Origin of the sequence: Phyllobacterium sp. YR620 (assembly GCF_900104165.1) — a bacterium.
Lineage (GTDB): Bacteria > Pseudomonadota > Alphaproteobacteria > Rhizobiales > Rhizobiaceae > Phyllobacterium > Phyllobacterium pellucidum.
The window spans coordinates 1267041-1281785 of the sequence record NZ_FNJP01000001.1 but is presented as its reverse complement, the minus strand read 5'-3'; the positions used below and the strand labels follow the sequence as shown (position 1 = coordinate 1281785).

The window sequence follows — 14745 nt, the reverse complement described above, 5'->3', positions numbered from 1 at the left end:
CCCAGATATGTGCCCTTGATAAAAGGTACAAGCGGCGATCAGGGAGATCGCCGCTCGAATAGTCAGATTTTATTCTGCAGCAGCAGGGGCTGCCGGAAGCTTGACGGTACCGCCAGCCTTTTCGATCTTTTCGATCGCAGCCTTGGAGGCGCCGGCCACTTCAAGCGTTACCGCCGTCTTGATGTCACCATCGGCCAGCAGGCGAACGCCATCCTTGGCGCGGCGGATGACGCCGGCAGCCTTGAGAGCTTCGAGGGTGATCGACGCCTTCGCATCGAGCTTCTTGGCATCGATGGCAGCCTGGATACGGCCAACCGAAACGACGTTGAAGCTCTTGGCGAAGATGTTGGTGAAACCGCGCTTCGGCAAGCGGCGATAGATTGGCATCTGGCCGCCTTCGAAACCGTTGATGGCAACGCCCGAACGCGACTTCTGACCCTTCACACCGCGACCGGCAGTCTTGCCGGAACCGGAGCCGATACCGCGGCCAACGCGCTTGCGAGCCTTGGTGGCGCCTGTGTTTTCACTCAGTTCATTGAGTTTCATCTGAATATCTCCGGTATCAAGCCTCGTCCACGACGCGGACGAGATGTTGAACCTTGGCAATCATGCCACGCACCGAAGGCGTATCTTCAAGCGTGCTGCGGCGATGCATCTTATTGAGGCCCAGGCCGACGAGCGTTGCGCGCTGTTCAACCGGACGGCGGATAGGGCTACCGATCTGTTCGACCGTAACCGTCTTACCCTTCTTTTTCTCAACCATGACTTTGTCCTTTGTCTACAGTGGGCGGAGCCAACGGCCCCTGCCCCGCTGCGCCAGTTCCTGGCCTATTCTTCCGAACCGACCACGTCGCGGCGGCGAGCCTGCAGTGTCGAATACTTGATACCGCGCTGTGCAGCGATGTCCTTCGGATGCATCTGATGCTTGAGGGCATCAAACGTCGCGCGAACCATGTTGTAGGGGTTCGACGAACCGAGCGACTTGGCGACAACGTCCTGAACGCCGAGCGTTTCGAAGACGGCGCGCATCGGACCACCGGCGATGATGCCGGTACCTGCCGTTGCTGCACGCAGCAGAACCTTGCCGGCGCCATGACGGCCTTCGACATCGTGATGCAGCGTACGGCCCGAACGAAGCGGTACGAAGATCATCTCACGCTTTGCGGACTCGGTTGCCTTGCGGATGGCTTCCGGCACTTCGCGTGCCTTGCCATGACCGAAGCCTACGCGGCCCTTCTGGTCGCCAACGACGACGAGAGCAGCAAAACCGAAACGCCGGCCGCCCTTGACGACCTTGGCAACACGGTTGATATGGACCAGCTTGTCAACGAATTCGCTATCGCGCTCTTCGTTGCGGCCGCGATCTTCGCGGCTTCTCTTTTCCTGTGCCATGCTCCTAATTCCTTTTTCTTTTCCGGTAGCACGAATGGTTTTTTAAAGTCTGCCCTTAGAAGCTAAGGCCAGCTTCGCGAGCAGCTTCGGCAAGCGCCTTCACGCGGCCGTGGTAAATATAGGCGCCACGGTCGAAGACGACTTCCTTGATGCCAGCCTTGACGGCGCGCTCGGCGACGAGCTTGCCGATGAGGGCTGCTGCATCCGAATCTGCACCGGTCTTCAGCTTGCCCTTGAGGTCAGCTTCGAGGGTAGATGCGGATGCAATCGTATGTCCACGCGCGTCGTCGATGACCTGCGCATAGATATTCTTTGAAGAACGGTGGACGCTGAGCCGCGGACGGTCACCGGCAACCGCCTTGAGCTGGCGGCGAACACGCGCAGCGCGACGCTGAATGATTTCTTTCGGCGATGCCATGACACGAATTCCTTACTTCTTCTTGCCTTCTTTGCGAACGATCTTCTCGCCCGCGTACTTGACGCCCTTGCCCTTGTAGGGTTCCGGACCACGATATTCGCGGATCTCGGCAGCGACCTGGCCGACCTGCTGCTTGTCGATACCGGTCACGACGATTTCCGTCGGCTTCGGTACGGCAACAGTGATGCCGGCTGGCACTTCGTAGACCACTTCATGACTGAAGCCGAGCGACAGCTGCAGGTTCTTGCCCTGCATTGCCGCACGATAGCCGACGCCGCTAATCTCGAGACGCTTTTCGAAGCCGTCCTTAACACCCGTGAAGATGTTGACGACCATCGTGCGGCTCATGCCCCACTTCGAGCGTGCGAGCTTCGTATTGTCACGAGGATTGACGCTTACCGCGCCATCCTCAAACTTGACCACAATGTCGTCATTGGCGACGAAGGAGAGTTCCCCCTTCGGGCCCTTGGCCTTGATGGTCTGGCCGTCTACGCTGGCTGTTACGCCCTGCGGGACTGCCACGGGTTTTTTACCGATACGAGACATTTTTCAACCTGTCCGTTTCTTCCTGTTTACAGCCCACGCATTAGAATATGCGGCAGAGCAACTCGCCACCAACATTCTGTTCACGTGCCTCGTGATCCGCCATCACGCCCTTCGGCGTCGACAGGATCGAAATACCAAGGCCGTTTGCAACCTGCGGGATCGACTTGACCGAAACGTAAACGCGACGGCCGGGCTTCGAAATACGGGTAATCTCGCGAATTACCGGTACGTTCTCAAAATACTTCAGCTCGATTTCGATCTCGGACTTGCCGTTTTCGAAATCAACCTGGCTGTATCCGCGGATATAGCCTTCGGACTGAAGAACATCCAGAACGCGGGCGCGAAGCTTGGAGGCAGGGGTCGAAACCTTGCCCTTCTTGCGCATCGTCGCGTTACGGATGCGCGTCAGCATATCGCCGAGAGGATCATTTACAGACATCTGTTTGCTCCCTTACCAGCTCGACTTCACGACGCCGGGCACCTGGCCGGACGAACCCAGCTGGCGCAATGCGATACGCGACATTTTAAGCTTGCGGTAGTAACCGCGCGGACGGCCCGAAACTTCGCAACGATTGCGGATACGGACCTTGGTGGAATTGCGTGGCAGTTCTGCCAGCTGAATGGTGGCGCGGAAGCGCTCATCCAGCGGCAGCGACTGGTTCATCACGATAGCCTTCAGGCGCGCGCGCTTTGCAGCGAAACGCTTCACCAGAAGACCACGGCGCTTGTTCTTTTCGACTGCGCTCGTCTTAGCCATTTCTAATACCTCGCTACGCTTGCCGTTACTGCCGGAAGGGGAAGTTGAAGGCGCGCAGCAATGCGCGTGCTTCATCATCCGTCTTTGCAGTCGTACAAACGATGATGTCCATGCCCCAGATCTGATCAACCTTGTCGTAGTTGATTTCCGGGAACACAATGTGCTCCTTGATGCCCATGGCGAAATTGCCACGACCGTCAAAGCTCTTTGGATTCAGACCGCGGAAATCTCGAACGCGCGGCAGCGCGATCGTGATCAGGCGATCCAGGAATTCATACATGCGCTCTTTGCGAAGGGTGACCTTCGTTCCGATCGGCATATTCTCACGAACCTTGAAGGTAGCGATCGAATTGCGCGCACGCGTAATAACCGGCTTCTGACCGGCAATCAATGCCAGATCTTCAGCTGCGACAGTTGGCTTCTTGGAGTCAGCAGTAGCTTCACCAACGCCCATGTTGAGAACAACCTTGGTGATGCGCGGGATCTGCATCTCGTTGTCATATTTGAACTGCTCGAGAAGAGCCTTGCGTACCACATCCTGGTACTGCTTCTTCAAGCGGGGTTCGATTTTTGCATCAGCCATCGATCAGATCTCCTGAACGCTTTGCTACACGTACCTTCTTGCCGTCTTCGAGGACCTTGAAGCCAACACGGGTCGGCTTTCCATCCTTGGGGTCGGCGATCGCGAGGTTCGACAGATGGAGCGGCGCTTCTTTCGAAATGATGCCGGCTTCCTGGTTCTGTGTCTGCTTCTGGTGACGCTTGACAACATTGACGCCGCGAACGAGCGCCTGCTCATCCTTCGGCAAAACTTTGATTACTTCGCCGGTACGGCCCTTGTCCTTACCAGCCAGAACGACAACGCGGTCGCCTTTACGGATCTTCTGCATCGTCTGCTCCTTACAAAACTTCTGGAGCCAGCGAGATGATCTTCATGTGGCTTTTTGCGCGAAGTTCGCGCGGAACCGGTCCGAAGATACGTGTGCCGATAGGCTCTTTCTTGTTGTCGATCAAAACGGCTGCGTTCTTGTCGAAACGAATAACGCTACCGTCCGGGCGGCGGATGTCCTTGGCAGTGCGAACAACCACTGCCTTCATCACGTCACCTTTTTTAACGCGGCCGCGCGGAATTGCTTCCTTGATCGAAACGACAATGATGTCGCCGACCGAAGCATATTTCCGCTTCGAACCGCCCAGCACCTTGATGCACATGACACGACGTGCGCCGGAATTATCCGCCACGTCGAGGTTTGTTTGCATCTGAATCATGACTAGCCGCCTTCTTCTTGTTCAACCGGACTGGGCTTTCCTTGCCCCTCGCGATTGTTGCGTACTTACATACAGATAATTAGCTCGCCGGGGCGTCCGTTACGACAACCCAACGCTTGTCTTTCGAAATCGGCTTGGATTCCTCGATGGAAACCGCGTCGCCGACCTTGAACTGGTTATTCTCGTCATGCGCCTTGTACTTCTTCGACTGGCGCACAGTCTTCTGGAGGAGCGGGTGCGAATAGCGCCGCTCGACCTTGACCACAACGGTCTTGTCGTTTTTGTCGCTCACGACAACGCCCTGCAGAATGCGTTTAGGCATGGTTTTCTTCCTTAAGCCTTGCTCTCGACCGCTTTCTGGCGGGCGACAGTCTTGATGCGCGCAATATCACGGCGGATCTGCCGGACGCGAGCGGTTTTTTCCAACTGGCCGGTTGCCTTCTGGAAGCGCAGGTTGAACTGCTCTTTCTTCAGGGAACCCAATTCTTCATTCAACTGATCGAGGCTCATCGCCCGGACTTCTGCGGATTTCATAACATCCACCCCTTATTCTGCGATGCGCTGAATAAAGCGCGTCTTGACCGAAAGCTTGGCCGCGCCGAGACGCAGCGCCTCACGGGCAAGCTCTTCCGAAACGCCGTCGAGCTCGAACATGACGCGGCCTGGTGCGACGCGGGCTGCCCAATAATCGACCGAACCCTTGCCCTTACCCATACGGACTTCGGTAGGCTTCGATGTGACCGGAACATCCGGGAATACCCGGATCCAAACACGACCGGCACGCTTCATGTGACGGGTAATTGCACGGCGAGCGGCTTCGATCTCACGCGCCGTAACGCGGTTCGGCTCGAGGGCCTTCAGGCCGAAAGCACCAAAATTAAGATCCGTACCGCCCTTCGACGCGCCGTGGATACGGCCCTTGAACTGCTTGCGGAACTTTGTGCGCTTAGGCTGCAGCATTGTTCTCTACTCCAAAATTCACGATCCGGAAAGACGCTAATTAAGCGTTTTCGCGGCGACGGTTCGAACCCTGATGGCTATCACCCTCGACAGCACGGCGCTCGGAAGCCATGGGATCGTGCTCAAGGATTTCGCCCTTGAAGACCCAGACCTTGACGCCGCAAATGCCATAAGCAGTGTGAGCTTCAGCAGTTCCGTAATCGATATCGGCACGAAGGGTGTGCAAAGGCACGCGGCCTTCACGGTACCATTCCATACGCGCAATTTCCGCGCCGCCGAGGCGACCCGAGCAATTGATACGAATGCCTTCAGCACCAAGACGCATGGCCGACTGAACGGCGCGCTTCATGGCACGGCGGAATGCAACGCGGCGCTCGAGCTGCTGAGCGATCGACTGGGCAACGAGCGTTGCGTCAGTCTCCGGCTTGCGGACTTCGACGATATTGAGCGCGGCATCGGCATTGGTCATTTCTGACAGCTTGCGACGCAGCTTCTCGATATCGGCGCCCTTCTTGCCGATGATCAGGCCCGGACGGGCGGCATGGATCGTTACGCGGCATTTCTTGTGCGGACGCTCGATCACAACCTTGGAGATCGCAGCCTGCTTCAGTTCGTCCATCAGATACTTGCGGATCTTCAGGTCTTCATGCAGCAGCTTGCCGTATTCACCCGTATTCGCATACCAACGCGAATCCCAGGTCCGATTGATACCGAGGCGGAAGCCAACCGGATTAATCTTCTGGCCCATTATGCGGCCTCCCCTTTTTCCTGTGCTTCGCGAACGACGATCGTCAGATGCGAGAACGGCTTCTCGATCCGGCTTGCACGACCGCGACCACGAACATGGAAGCGCTTCATCACGATTGACTTGCCTACATAGGCTTCGGCGACAACCAGAGCATCAACATCCAGGTCATGGTTGTTTTCCGCGTTGGCGATAGCCGATTCGAGAGTCTTTTTCACCGTGCCTGCAATCCGCTTGCGCGAAAATTCCAGATCGGCAAGAGCGGCATTGACCTTCTTGCCGCGGATCATTGCAGCCACCAGATTAAGCTTCTGAGGGCTGATGCGGAGCGTGCGGGCAACGGCTTTCGCCTCGTTGTCCTTAAGCTGGCGCGGAGCCTTAGCCTTGCCCATCGTTATTTCCTCTTCGCCTTCTTGTCCGCGCCGTGACCGTAGTAGGTCCGCGTCGGAGCGAATTCACCAAACTTGTGTCCGATCATCTCTTCGTTGACCGAAACGGGAACATGCTTGTTACCGTTGTAGACGCCGAACGTCAGACCGACGAACTGCGGCAGGATCGTGGAGCGACGGCTCCAGATCTTGATAACTTCGCTGCGACCGCCCTCACGTACCTTCTCAGCCTTCTTGAGAAGATAGCCATCGATGAACGGGCCTTTCCAAACTGAACGAGCCATTTCAGACTACCTCTCTTACTTCTTGCGCTGATGACGCGAACGAGCGATGAACTTGTCCGTCGACTTGTTGGAGCGCGTCTTCTTGCCCTTCGTGGGCTTGCCCCACGGAGAAACCGGATGACGACCACCGGACGTACGACCTTCACCACCACCGTGCGGGTGATCGACAGGGTTCATGGCGACGCCGCGAACGTGCGGGCGCTTGCCGAGCCAACGGCTGCGACCTGCCTTGCCGAGGCTGATATTGCCATGGTCCGGGTTCGAAACCGCACCGACCGTTGCAAAGCACGAGCCGTGAACGAGGCGCTGTTCACCCGAGTTCAGGCGAAGGATCGCCATGCCCTGGTCGCGGCCGACGAGCTGTGCATAGGTGCCAGCCGAACGGGCGATCTGGCCACCCTTGCCCGGCTTCATCTCCACATTGTGGATGATGGTGCCGACCGGGATTGCCGACAGGGGCATTGCATTGCCCGGCTTGACGTCGGTCTGTGCACCGGCGATGACGCTGTCGCCAACGGCCAGGCGCTGCGGCGCCAAGATGTAGCTCAGCTCGCCATCTTCGTAACGGATGAGCGCGATGAATGCGGTCCGGTTCGGATCGTATTCAAGCCGTTCAACCTTGGCAGCGACATCATGCTTGCGACGCTTGAAGTCGACGAAGCGATAGGTGCGCTTGTGCCCGCCACCCTGGTAGCGTGCAGTGACGCGACCCGTGTTGTTGCGACCACCCTTCGATACGAGACCTTCGGTCAGAGCCTTGACAGGCTTGCCCTTGTAGAGCTCCGAACGGTCCACGATCACCAGCTGACGCTGGCTTGGTGTGGTTGGATTATAATTCTTGAGTGCCATTGTCTTTACTCCACGGCCCCTCAGAGACCAGTCGAAACATCGATCGACTGCCCTTCGGCGAGCGTCACGACTGCTTTCTTGACATCACTCTGGCGCCCGACGATGCCGCGGAACCGCTTCACCTTGCCTTTGCGCACAGCTGTATTGACTGCAGTGACCTTCACGCGGAACAGCGCTTCGACTGCGGCCTTGATTTCCGGCTTCGTTGCCTTGCGGGCTACGTTGAAGACGACCTGGTTGTTTTCAGAAACCAGGGTCGACTTCTCGGTGATGACCGGGCTGACGATCACGTCGTAATGGCGAAGATCAGTCATTTGAAACGCTCCTCGAGAGCTTCAACCGCTGCCTTGGAAAGCACGAGCTTGCCGCGGCGCAGGATGTCGTAAACATTGATGCCCTGGATCGGCAGGACGTCGATGTTCGGAATGTTCGAAGCAGCGCGACGGAAATTCGCATCGATCTCGGCACCGCCGATGAGAAGCGCATTTTCGAGGCCAAGCTTGGCGAACTGCGAAACAAGAACCTTGGTCTTGCCTTCGGCTGCGGCCAGATCATCGACGATGATCAGGTCGGAAGCCTTGACCTTGGCAGACAGGGCATGACGAAGCGCAAGGGCGCGGACCTTCTTCGGCAGGGCATGTTCGTGGCTGTGAACAACCGGACCATGAGCCTTGCCGCCGCCGCGGAACTGCGGTGCACGTGCCGAATGGTGACGGGCGCGGCCCGTACCCTTCTGCTTGTACATCTTGGCGCCGGTGCGTGCGATTTCCGAACGACCCTTTGCCTTATGCGTTCCCTGCTGCTTCTTGGCGAGCTGGTAGCGGACCATGCGCTGAAGGATGTCGTCGCGCGGTTCAAGGCCGAAAATCTCCTCGGAGAGTTCCACCTTGCCGGCGTCCTTGCCTTCAAGTGTTGTAATCGAAAGGTCCATTATTCGGCTCCCTCAGTTGTCTGCGCCACTTCTGCATCAGACACAGCGGCTGTCGCGTTTGCTGCCTGGCGGAGACCAGCCGGCTTCGGAGCGTTGTCCGGCAGCGCTACCTTGACGGCATCGCGTACCAGGATCCAAGCACCCTTCGAACCCGGAACCGCACCACGAACCAGAATGAGCCCGCGATCGAGATCGGTCGAAACGACTTCGATATTCTGCGTCGTCACGCGGGTCTGACCCATGTGACCGGCCATCTTCTTGCCCTTGAACACCTTGCCCGGATCCTGGCGCTGACCAGTTGAACCGTGTGCGCGGTGGGTAACGGAGTTACCGTGCGAAGCGCGGTGACCGCCGAAGTTGTGCCGCTTCATCGAACCGGCAAAACCCTTGCCGATCGAAGTACCGGTCACGTCGACCTTCTGGCCGGCAACGTAATGCTCCGCAGTGATCTCGACGCCGACATCAAGAAGATTATCGGCAGAGACGCGGAACTCCGCGACCTTGGCCTTCGGCTCGACCGAGGCAGTCGCGAAATGGCCGCGCAGGCCCTTCGTCGTATTCTTAACCTTGGCCAGACCAACACCGAGCTGAACGGCCGTGTAGCCATTCTTCTCGACTGTACGCTGAGCCACAACCTGACAATTCTCCATCCGGAGTACTGTCACCGGCACATGCTCACCTGCGTCGTTATAGACGCGAGTCATGCCCAGCTTCTGTGCAATTACACCTGAACGCATCGGTTCGTCCTTCCGTCCTCAAGCCTTACAGCTTGATCTCGACATCAACACCAGCGGAGAGATCGAGCTTCATCAGCGCGTCTACGGTCTGCGGCGTTGGGTCTACGATATCGAGAAGACGCTTATGAGTGCGCATCTCGAACTGTTCGCGGCTCTTCTTGTCGATGTGCGGCGACCGGTTAACAGTGAACTTCTCGATCCGTGTAGGAAGCGGGATCGGTCCGCGCACGTTGGCACCGGTACGCTTGGCAGTCGACACGATTTCCCGCGTCGAATCGTCAAGGATCCGATGATCAAACGCCTTGAGGCGAATGCGGATGTTTTGACCGTTCATTTCATCTTTTCCTTGTTTAGCGGAGACGCCATGTAGCAGGCGCCTCTGCATAAAACCTTAATTTTACTCAATGATCGACGAGACGATGCCTGCACCAACGGTGCGGCCGCCTTCACGGATAGCGAAGCGGAGCTTCTCTTCCATGGCGATCGGCACGATCAGCGTCACATCGACTGCGATGTTGTCGCCGGGCATGACCATTTCCGTGCCTTCCGGCAGCGTCACAACACCCGTCACGTCGGTCGTGCGGAAGTAGAACTGCGGACGGTAGTTGGAGAAGAACGGCGTATGACGGCCACCTTCGTCCTTGGTCAGGATATAGGCTTCCGCCTTGAACTTGGTGTGCGGCTTCACGGAACCGGGCTTGGCCAGAATCTGGCCGCGCTCGACGTCCTCACGGCCAACGCCGCGGATCAGCGCACCGATGTTGTCGCCGGCCTGGCCCTGGTCGAGCAGCTTGCGGAACATTTCAACGCCCGTCACCGTCGTCTTCGAGGTCGGACGGATGCCGATGATCTCGACTTCCTCGCCAACCTTGACGATACCGCGCTCGACGCGGCCCGTCACAACCGTGCCGCGGCCCGAGATCGAGAACACGTCTTCGATCGGCATCAGGAACGGCTGGTCGATCGGACGCTCCGGCGTCGGAATGTACTTGTCGACTTCCGCCATCAGCGCGCGAACCGCGTCTTCGCCAATTTCCTTGTTGCTGTCTTCAAGCGCGGCAAGCGCCGAACCCTTGACGATCGGAATGTCGTCGCCCGGGAAGTCGTACTTCGACAGAAGCTCGCGCACTTCGAGTTCGACGAGCTCGAGGAGCTCGGCGTCATCGACCTGGTCGACCTTGTTCAGGAACACGACGATCGCCGGAACGCCAACCTGACGGGCCAAGAGGATGTGCTCGCGGGTCTGCGGCATCGGGCCGTCGGCAGCCGAAACGACGAGGATCGCGCCGTCCATCTGCGCAGCGCCAGTGATCATGTTCTTCACATAGTCGGCGTGGCCGGGGCAGTCGACGTGGGCATAGTGACGGTTGGCCGTCTCGTACTCGACGTGCGCCGTCGAGATCGTGATGCCGCGCGCCTTTTCTTCCGGCGCTGCGTCGATCTGGTCGTACGCCTTGTACTCACCAAAATACTTCGTAATCGCTGCCGTCAACGACGTCTTGCCATGGTCAACGTGACCAATCGTGCCAATGTTGACGTGCGGCTTGTTACGTTCAAACTTGCTCTTAGCCATCTGAGCTCTCCGTTATATGTTCGCCTGCTCAGGCTTCTCAACTGTCACGCGCAACCTTATGGTTACGCAAACTTCTTCTGGATTTCCTGCGCGACTGCCGTCGGAACAGGCTCGTAGTGATCGAACTGCATCGTGTACTGCGCACGACCCTGGCTCATCGAACGCAGGTTGCTCACATAGCCAAACATGTTGGCCAGCGGCACGTTTGCATTGACGACGGTCGCGATACCACGAGCTTCCGTACCCGAAATCTGACCACGACGTGAGTTCAGATCGCCAATCACGTCACCGACGTAATCTTCAGGAGTTACGACCTCGACCTTCATGATCGGTTCGAGCAGCTGGGCACCGGCCTTCTGCGCACCTTCGCGGAATGCAGCGCGGGCTGCGATTTCGAAGGCGAGAACCGAGGAGTCCACATCATGGTAGGCACCGTCGATCAGCGTGGCTTTCACGCCGAGCATCGGGAAGCCTGCGAGCGGACCCGCACCCATAACGCTCAGGATACCCTTTTCAACACCAGGGATGTATTCCTTCGGGATCGCACCGCCGACGATCTTCGATTCGAAGATGAACTCGTCGCCGTCATGCGGCTCGAAGACGACCTTGATGCGGGCGAACTGACCCGAACCACCGGACTGCTTCTTGTGCGTGTAGTCGATTTCAGCCTTGCGGGTGATCGATTCACGATAGGCAACCTGCGGATTGCCGACATTCGCCTCGACCTTGAACTCGCGACGCATGCGGTCAACGAGGATGTCGAGATGAAGCTCGCCCATGCCGGAAATGATCGTCTGGCCGGATTCTTCGTCCGACTTGACGCGGAATGAAGGATCTTCAGCAGCAAGGCGATTAAGCGCGAGGCCCATCTTTTCCTGGTCGGCCTTGGTCTTCGGCTCGATCGCGATCGAGATAACCGGTTCCGGAAACACCATGCGTTCCAGAATGACCGGCTTCAGCGGATCGCAGAGCGTGTCGCCCGTCGTCGTTTCCTTGAGGCCTGCCAGGGCAACGATGTCGCCGGCAAATGCTTCTTCGATATCTTCACGCGAATTGGAGTGCATCTGCAGCATGCGGCCGATGCGTTCACGCTTGAGCTTCACCGTGTTGTCGAGCGAGATTCCCTTGGTAAGCTTGCCCGAGTAGATGCGGCAGAACGTGAGCGAACCGACGAACGGGTCGTTCATGATCTTGAATGCGAGCATCGAAAGCGGCTCTTCATCAGAAGACTTGCGAACCGTTTCCGCATCGGTCTTGGGATCGATGCCCTTGATCGCAGGAACGTCGACCGGCGAAGGCAAGAATTCTACGACACCATCGAGCAGCGGCTGAACGCCCTTGTTCTTGAACGCCGAGCCGCAGAATACCGGGTGGAATTCGACGCGGCAGGTGCCGACGCGGATGAGCGCGCGCAGCTTGTCATTGTCAGGCATATTGCCTTCGAGATAGGCTTCCATGGCAGCTTCCTCGACCTCAACAGCGGTCTCGATGAGCTTCTCACGGAATTCTTCAGCCTTGTCCTTAAGGTCGGCCGGAATCTCGACGACGTCCCACTGGGCGCCGAGCTGTTCGTCGCGCCAGACAAGAGCCTTCATCTCGATGAGGTCGATAACACCCTTGAACTCGTTCTCGGCACCGATCGGCAGCTGCATGACGAGCGCCTTCGCGCCAAGACGGCTCTTGACCATGTCGACGCAGCGATAGAAATCGGCGCCGGTCTTGTCCATCTTGTTGACGAAGATCATGCGCGGGACATGATACTTCTCAGCCTGACGCCAGACGGTTTCTGTCTGCGGCTCGACACCGGCATTGGCGTCGAGGAGAGCAATCGCACCGTCGAGAACGCGCAGCGAGCGTTCGACTTCAATCGTGAAGTCAACGTGGCCAGGCGTATCGATGATGTTGAAACGGCGCATCTTGCCGTCACGGCCCTTCCAGAACGTGGTGGTCGCGGCAGAGGTGATCGTGATGCCACGCTCCTGCTCCTGCTCCATCCAGTCCATGGTTGCGGCGCCATCGTGGACTTCACCGATCTTGTGCGACTTACCGGTGTAGTAAAGGATACGCTCGGTGGTCGTGGTCTTGCCGGCGTCGATGTGCGCCATGATACCGAAATTACGGTAGTCTTCGATTTTATATTCGCGGGCCATGATAGGTTGCCTTCAAGAATAGGGTTTCGACGATTACCAGCGGTAATGCGAGAATGCGCGGTTGGCTTCTGCCATGCGATGCGTGTCTTCACGCTTCTTCACAGCCGAGCCGCGGTTGTTTGCAGCATCCAGCAGTTCACCGGACAGGCGATCGACCATGGTCGACTCGTTGCGGCCACGGGCTGCATTGATGAGCCAACGGATGGCAAGAGCCTGACGGCGCTCGGGACGAACGTCGACCGGAACCTGGTACGTTGCACCACCAACGCGGCGCGAGCGCACTTCGACGTGCGGCGCAACATTGTCGAGAGCCTGATGGAACAGGGCAACCGGCTCCTGCTTGCTCTTGGTTTCGACGGACTCAAGCGCACCGTAAACGATGCGCTCCGCAACGGACTTCTTGCCATGAAGCATGACTGCATTCATGAACTTGGTCAGAACGAGATCACCGAACTTCGGATCCGGGTTGATCTCACGCTTTTCTGCACTATGGCGTCTGGACATATTCTCTGTCTCTTCGCTTCGTCAGGCTCGCCGCACATGGCTTGAGCCCGGGTAAATCTTACTTCGGACGCTTCGCACCGTACTTCGAACGGCGCTGCTTGCGGTTCTTAACGCCCTGGGTATCCAGAACACCACGGATGATGTGGTAACGAACACCCGGCAAGTCCTTTACACGGCCGCCGCGGATCATCACGACGGAGTGTTCCTGAAGGTTATGCCCCTCACCCGGAATATATCCGATGACTTCAAATCCGTTCGTCAGACGCACCTTGGCGACCTTACGCAGAGCCGAGTTCGGCTTCTTCGGGGTCGTCGTGTAGACGCGAGTGCAAACGCCGCGCTTCTGCGGGTTTTCCTGCAGAGCAGGGACTTTATTGCGCTTTACCGGCGCAACGCGCGGCTTGCGGATCAGCTGGTTTACGGTAGGCATTCAACCTTCCCTCTTTCACAAATCTCGTATCTTCGCCCGTCAGGGCCGTTTCAGCGCCATGCTCATGCACGAATTCGGGCAACAGAACCACCGGTTGGTGGCTTGCCCGAATAAAAGCAGAGGAGACCATAAGGCCTCGTGCGAGCGGCAATTGCATATCGATCGTAAAACGAACCCTGTTTGAGATGAACTCCAGAGCGAGTCGCTCCGAAAAAGCCAATCTCACATCGGCTCAGATGGCGTGCTGATACTTGGTCATTGCGTTACAGTCAAGCCTGAACGCCAAGATTTATTAAGGTTTGCGCGCTTTAGCGGCGCAGCACCGGCCCATTGAAAGATAGTTTCGCCGAACAGGCGTTATTTCAAGCAAAATTTCACGTATTCCACGACGACGTCGCCACCGTTCGTGTTAGGACACGTTCAAATCCATCATCAGCATTATTTGCCAAGGGAATCATCGAATGGCTGAAGACTCACCAAAACCGGTCAATCTCATCGTCGCCGACGTCTGGAAGGAGAAGGACGAGGACCCGAGGCAAGTCCATCTGCTGCTCATCACCGACGACACAGAAAATCTGGTGAACATCGCTCTGCAGATTCTCGCCAACGAAGGCTATGACGAAGCCGAACTTCTCGAAATCGGCACGATCACCGAAGAGCCGGATGAGGAACCGCACCGCTCTGCCTGGCAGAATGCGCTTACCGGCCAGGCGGCGCTCATCGAGTTCAACGAATAGCAACCCGATCAACGTGCTCGAATAGACAAGGCCGCCGCGATCAACTCGCGGCGGCCTCTTCATTTGGTTCAACC

At 57.6% G+C, this 14745-nt stretch carries 26 protein-coding genes; 1 reads left to right on the top strand and 25 read right to left on the bottom strand.

Translation table 11 applies throughout. The features are described 5' to 3' along the window. Positions 1-69: 69 nt before the first annotated feature. From rplO to rpsL, 25 genes are all read right to left on the bottom strand, one after another. Positions 70-546, bottom strand: coding sequence for a 50S ribosomal protein L15 (rplO, locus tag BLR72_RS06080; protein ID WP_027233179.1), 477 nt, complete (start codon positions 544-546; stop codon positions 70-72). Positions 547-562: 16 nt separating this feature from the next. Then, positions 563-763 (bottom strand): 50S ribosomal protein L30, encoded by a 201-nt coding sequence (gene rpmD / locus BLR72_RS06075; protein WP_027233178.1) that lies wholly within the window; start codon positions 761-763, stop codon positions 563-565. 65 nt (positions 764-828) lie between these two features. Then, positions 829-1392, bottom strand: a complete 564-nt coding sequence (rpsE, locus tag BLR72_RS06070; protein ID WP_091922984.1) for a 30S ribosomal protein S5 — start codon at positions 1390-1392, stop codon at positions 829-831. Between the two features lie 55 nt (positions 1393-1447). Then, positions 1448-1810, bottom strand: a complete 363-nt coding sequence (gene rplR / locus BLR72_RS06065; RefSeq protein WP_027233176.1) for a 50S ribosomal protein L18 — start codon at positions 1808-1810, stop codon at positions 1448-1450. A gap of 12 nt (positions 1811-1822) precedes the next feature. Next, a complete protein-coding gene (gene rplF, locus BLR72_RS06060) occupies positions 1823-2356 on the bottom strand; it encodes a 50S ribosomal protein L6 (RefSeq protein ID WP_027233175.1) in 534 nt (177 codons plus the stop codon). A 40-nt stretch (positions 2357-2396) separates the two neighbouring features. After that, entirely contained in the window at positions 2397-2795 is a 399-nt protein-coding gene (rpsH, locus tag BLR72_RS06055) for a 30S ribosomal protein S8 (RefSeq protein WP_027233174.1), read from the bottom strand. Between the two features lie 12 nt (positions 2796-2807). Further along, positions 2808-3113 (bottom strand): 30S ribosomal protein S14, encoded by a 306-nt coding sequence (rpsN, locus tag BLR72_RS06050; RefSeq protein ID WP_027233173.1) that lies wholly within the window; start codon positions 3111-3113, stop codon positions 2808-2810. A 25-nt stretch (positions 3114-3138) separates the two neighbouring features. After that, on the bottom strand, positions 3139-3696 hold the full coding sequence (gene rplE, locus BLR72_RS06045; RefSeq protein ID WP_027233172.1) for a 50S ribosomal protein L5: 558 nt from the start codon (positions 3694-3696) through the stop codon (positions 3139-3141). Further along, positions 3689-4003, bottom strand: coding sequence for a 50S ribosomal protein L24 (gene rplX, locus BLR72_RS06040; RefSeq protein ID WP_027233171.1), 315 nt, complete (start codon positions 4001-4003; stop codon positions 3689-3691). The genes rplE and rplX overlap by 8 nt, the downstream gene beginning before the upstream one ends. 10 nt (positions 4004-4013) lie before the next feature. Continuing rightward, a complete protein-coding gene (gene rplN, locus BLR72_RS06035; protein WP_027233170.1) occupies positions 4014-4382 on the bottom strand; it encodes a 50S ribosomal protein L14 in 369 nt (122 codons plus the stop codon). Between the two features lie 79 nt (positions 4383-4461). Beyond that, positions 4462-4704 carry a 30S ribosomal protein S17 gene (gene rpsQ, locus BLR72_RS06030; protein WP_027233169.1) on the bottom strand — a complete coding sequence of 81 codons (243 nt, stop codon included), beginning with the start codon at positions 4702-4704 and terminating at the stop codon, positions 4462-4464. 11 nt (positions 4705-4715) lie between these two features. Continuing rightward, the gene (gene rpmC, locus BLR72_RS06025) at positions 4716-4916 is read right to left on the bottom strand and encodes a 50S ribosomal protein L29 (RefSeq protein ID WP_027233168.1); all 201 of its coding nucleotides are present in this window, start codon (positions 4914-4916) and stop codon (positions 4716-4718) included. 12 nt (positions 4917-4928) lie between these two features. After that, a complete protein-coding gene (gene rplP / locus BLR72_RS06020) occupies positions 4929-5342 on the bottom strand; it encodes a 50S ribosomal protein L16 (RefSeq protein ID WP_027233167.1) in 414 nt (137 codons plus the stop codon). A gap of 40 nt (positions 5343-5382) precedes the next feature. After that, on the bottom strand, positions 5383-6090 hold the full coding sequence (gene rpsC, locus BLR72_RS06015; RefSeq protein WP_027233166.1) for a 30S ribosomal protein S3: 708 nt from the start codon (positions 6088-6090) through the stop codon (positions 5383-5385). Next, positions 6090-6479, bottom strand: a complete 390-nt coding sequence (gene rplV / locus BLR72_RS06010; RefSeq protein ID WP_027233165.1) for a 50S ribosomal protein L22 — start codon at positions 6477-6479, stop codon at positions 6090-6092. Before rplV ends, rpsC begins: the two co-directional genes overlap by 1 nt. Positions 6480-6481: 2 nt before the next feature. After that, complete coding sequence (rpsS, locus tag BLR72_RS06005; RefSeq protein ID WP_008124912.1) at positions 6482-6760, bottom strand: 30S ribosomal protein S19; 279 nt, start codon at positions 6758-6760, stop codon at positions 6482-6484. A 15-nt stretch (positions 6761-6775) separates the two neighbouring features. Beyond that, a complete protein-coding gene (rplB, locus tag BLR72_RS06000; RefSeq protein ID WP_027233164.1) occupies positions 6776-7609 on the bottom strand; it encodes a 50S ribosomal protein L2 in 834 nt (277 codons plus the stop codon). 20 nt (positions 7610-7629) lie between these two features. Then, the gene (locus BLR72_RS05995; protein ID WP_027233163.1) at positions 7630-7923 is read right to left on the bottom strand and encodes a 50S ribosomal protein L23; all 294 of its coding nucleotides are present in this window, start codon (positions 7921-7923) and stop codon (positions 7630-7632) included. Further along, complete coding sequence (gene rplD, locus BLR72_RS05990) at positions 7920-8540, bottom strand: 50S ribosomal protein L4 (protein ID WP_027233162.1); 621 nt, start codon at positions 8538-8540, stop codon at positions 7920-7922. The genes BLR72_RS05995 and rplD overlap by 4 nt, the downstream gene beginning before the upstream one ends. Next, entirely contained in the window at positions 8540-9277 is a 738-nt protein-coding gene (rplC, locus tag BLR72_RS05985; RefSeq protein WP_027233161.1) for a 50S ribosomal protein L3, read from the bottom strand. The genes rplD and rplC overlap by 1 nt, the downstream gene beginning before the upstream one ends. A 25-nt stretch (positions 9278-9302) precedes the next feature. Beyond that, complete coding sequence (gene rpsJ, locus BLR72_RS05980; RefSeq protein WP_008124902.1) at positions 9303-9611, bottom strand: 30S ribosomal protein S10; 309 nt, start codon at positions 9609-9611, stop codon at positions 9303-9305. 63 nt (positions 9612-9674) lie between these two features. Next, entirely contained in the window at positions 9675-10850 is a 1176-nt protein-coding gene (gene tuf, locus BLR72_RS05975) for an elongation factor Tu (protein ID WP_027231390.1), read from the bottom strand. A 62-nt stretch (positions 10851-10912) separates the two neighbouring features. Further along, complete coding sequence (gene fusA, locus BLR72_RS05970; RefSeq protein WP_027229716.1) at positions 10913-13000, bottom strand: elongation factor G; 2088 nt, start codon at positions 12998-13000, stop codon at positions 10913-10915. A gap of 33 nt (positions 13001-13033) precedes the next feature. Next, on the bottom strand, positions 13034-13504 hold the full coding sequence (gene rpsG / locus BLR72_RS05965) for a 30S ribosomal protein S7 (RefSeq protein WP_027229717.1): 471 nt from the start codon (positions 13502-13504) through the stop codon (positions 13034-13036). A gap of 58 nt (positions 13505-13562) precedes the next feature. Beyond that, complete coding sequence (gene rpsL / locus BLR72_RS05960; RefSeq protein ID WP_027229718.1) at positions 13563-13934, bottom strand: 30S ribosomal protein S12; 372 nt, start codon at positions 13932-13934, stop codon at positions 13563-13565. Between the two features lie 461 nt (positions 13935-14395). On the opposite strand from rpsL, the gene BLR72_RS05955 reads away from it, so the two are divergent. Further along, a complete protein-coding gene (locus tag BLR72_RS05955) occupies positions 14396-14671 on the top strand; it encodes a hypothetical protein (protein WP_091925815.1) in 276 nt (91 codons plus the stop codon). Positions 14672-14745: the final 74 nt, after the last annotated feature.

Excerpts from the sequence above, each read along its gene's own strand:
- rplC (WP_027233161.1), bottom strand. The coding sequence starts at position 9,277 with ATGCGTTCAGGTGTAATTGCACAGAAGCTGGGCATGACTCGCGTCTAT.
- rpsQ (WP_027233169.1), bottom strand. The coding sequence starts at position 4,704 with ATGCCTAAACGCATTCTGCAGGGCGTTGTCGTGAGCGACAAAAACGAC.
- rpmD (WP_027233178.1), bottom strand. The coding sequence starts at position 763 with ATGGTTGAGAAAAAGAAGGGTAAGACGGTTACGGTCGAACAGATCGGT.
- rpsG (WP_027229717.1), bottom strand. The coding sequence starts at position 13,504 with ATGTCCAGACGCCATAGTGCAGAAAAGCGTGAGATCAACCCGGATCCG.
- BLR72_RS05955 (WP_091925815.1), top strand. The coding sequence starts at position 14,396 with ATGGCTGAAGACTCACCAAAACCGGTCAATCTCATCGTCGCCGACGTC.
- rplO (WP_027233179.1), bottom strand. The coding sequence starts at position 546 with ATGAAACTCAATGAACTGAGTGAAAACACAGGCGCCACCAAGGCTCGC.
- rplE (WP_027233172.1), bottom strand. The coding sequence starts at position 3,696 with ATGGCTGATGCAAAAATCGAACCCCGCTTGAAGAAGCAGTACCAGGAT.
- rplF (WP_027233175.1), bottom strand. The coding sequence starts at position 2,356 with ATGTCTCGTATCGGTAAAAAACCCGTGGCAGTCCCGCAGGGCGTAACA.
- rplV (WP_027233165.1), bottom strand. The coding sequence starts at position 6,479 with ATGGGCAAGGCTAAGGCTCCGCGCCAGCTTAAGGACAACGAGGCGAAA.
- BLR72_RS05995 (WP_027233163.1), bottom strand. The coding sequence starts at position 7,923 with ATGACTGATCTTCGCCATTACGACGTGATCGTCAGCCCGGTCATCACC.
- rplX (WP_027233171.1), bottom strand. The coding sequence starts at position 4,003 with ATGCAGAAGATCCGTAAAGGCGACCGCGTTGTCGTTCTGGCTGGTAAG.
- rpsL (WP_027229718.1), bottom strand. The coding sequence starts at position 13,934 with ATGCCTACCGTAAACCAGCTGATCCGCAAGCCGCGCGTTGCGCCGGTA.
- rpsS (WP_008124912.1), bottom strand. The coding sequence starts at position 6,760 with ATGGCTCGTTCAGTTTGGAAAGGCCCGTTCATCGATGGCTATCTTCTC.
- rpsC (WP_027233166.1), bottom strand. The coding sequence starts at position 6,090 with ATGGGCCAGAAGATTAATCCGGTTGGCTTCCGCCTCGGTATCAATCGG.
- rpmC (WP_027233168.1), bottom strand. The coding sequence starts at position 4,916 with ATGAAATCCGCAGAAGTCCGGGCGATGAGCCTCGATCAGTTGAATGAA.
- rpsH (WP_027233174.1), bottom strand. The coding sequence starts at position 2,795 with ATGTCTGTAAATGATCCTCTCGGCGATATGCTGACGCGCATCCGTAAC.
- rpsN (WP_027233173.1), bottom strand. The coding sequence starts at position 3,113 with ATGGCTAAGACGAGCGCAGTCGAAAAGAACAAGCGCCGTGGTCTTCTG.
- fusA (WP_027229716.1), bottom strand. The coding sequence starts at position 13,000 with ATGGCCCGCGAATATAAAATCGAAGACTACCGTAATTTCGGTATCATG.
- rplP (WP_027233167.1), bottom strand. The coding sequence starts at position 5,342 with ATGCTGCAGCCTAAGCGCACAAAGTTCCGCAAGCAGTTCAAGGGCCGT.
- rplB (WP_027233164.1), bottom strand. The coding sequence starts at position 7,609 with ATGGCACTCAAGAATTATAATCCAACCACACCAAGCCAGCGTCAGCTG.
- rplR (WP_027233176.1), bottom strand. The coding sequence starts at position 1,810 with ATGGCATCGCCGAAAGAAATCATTCAGCGTCGCGCTGCGCGTGTTCGC.
- rpsE (WP_091922984.1), bottom strand. The coding sequence starts at position 1,392 with ATGGCACAGGAAAAGAGAAGCCGCGAAGATCGCGGCCGCAACGAAGAG.
- rplD (WP_027233162.1), bottom strand. The coding sequence starts at position 8,540 with ATGGACCTTTCGATTACAACACTTGAAGGCAAGGACGCCGGCAAGGTG.
- rplN (WP_027233170.1), bottom strand. The coding sequence starts at position 4,382 with ATGATTCAGATGCAAACAAACCTCGACGTGGCGGATAATTCCGGCGCA.
- tuf (WP_027231390.1), bottom strand. The coding sequence starts at position 10,850 with ATGGCTAAGAGCAAGTTTGAACGTAACAAGCCGCACGTCAACATTGGC.
- rpsJ (WP_008124902.1), bottom strand. The coding sequence starts at position 9,611 with ATGAACGGTCAAAACATCCGCATTCGCCTCAAGGCGTTTGATCATCGG.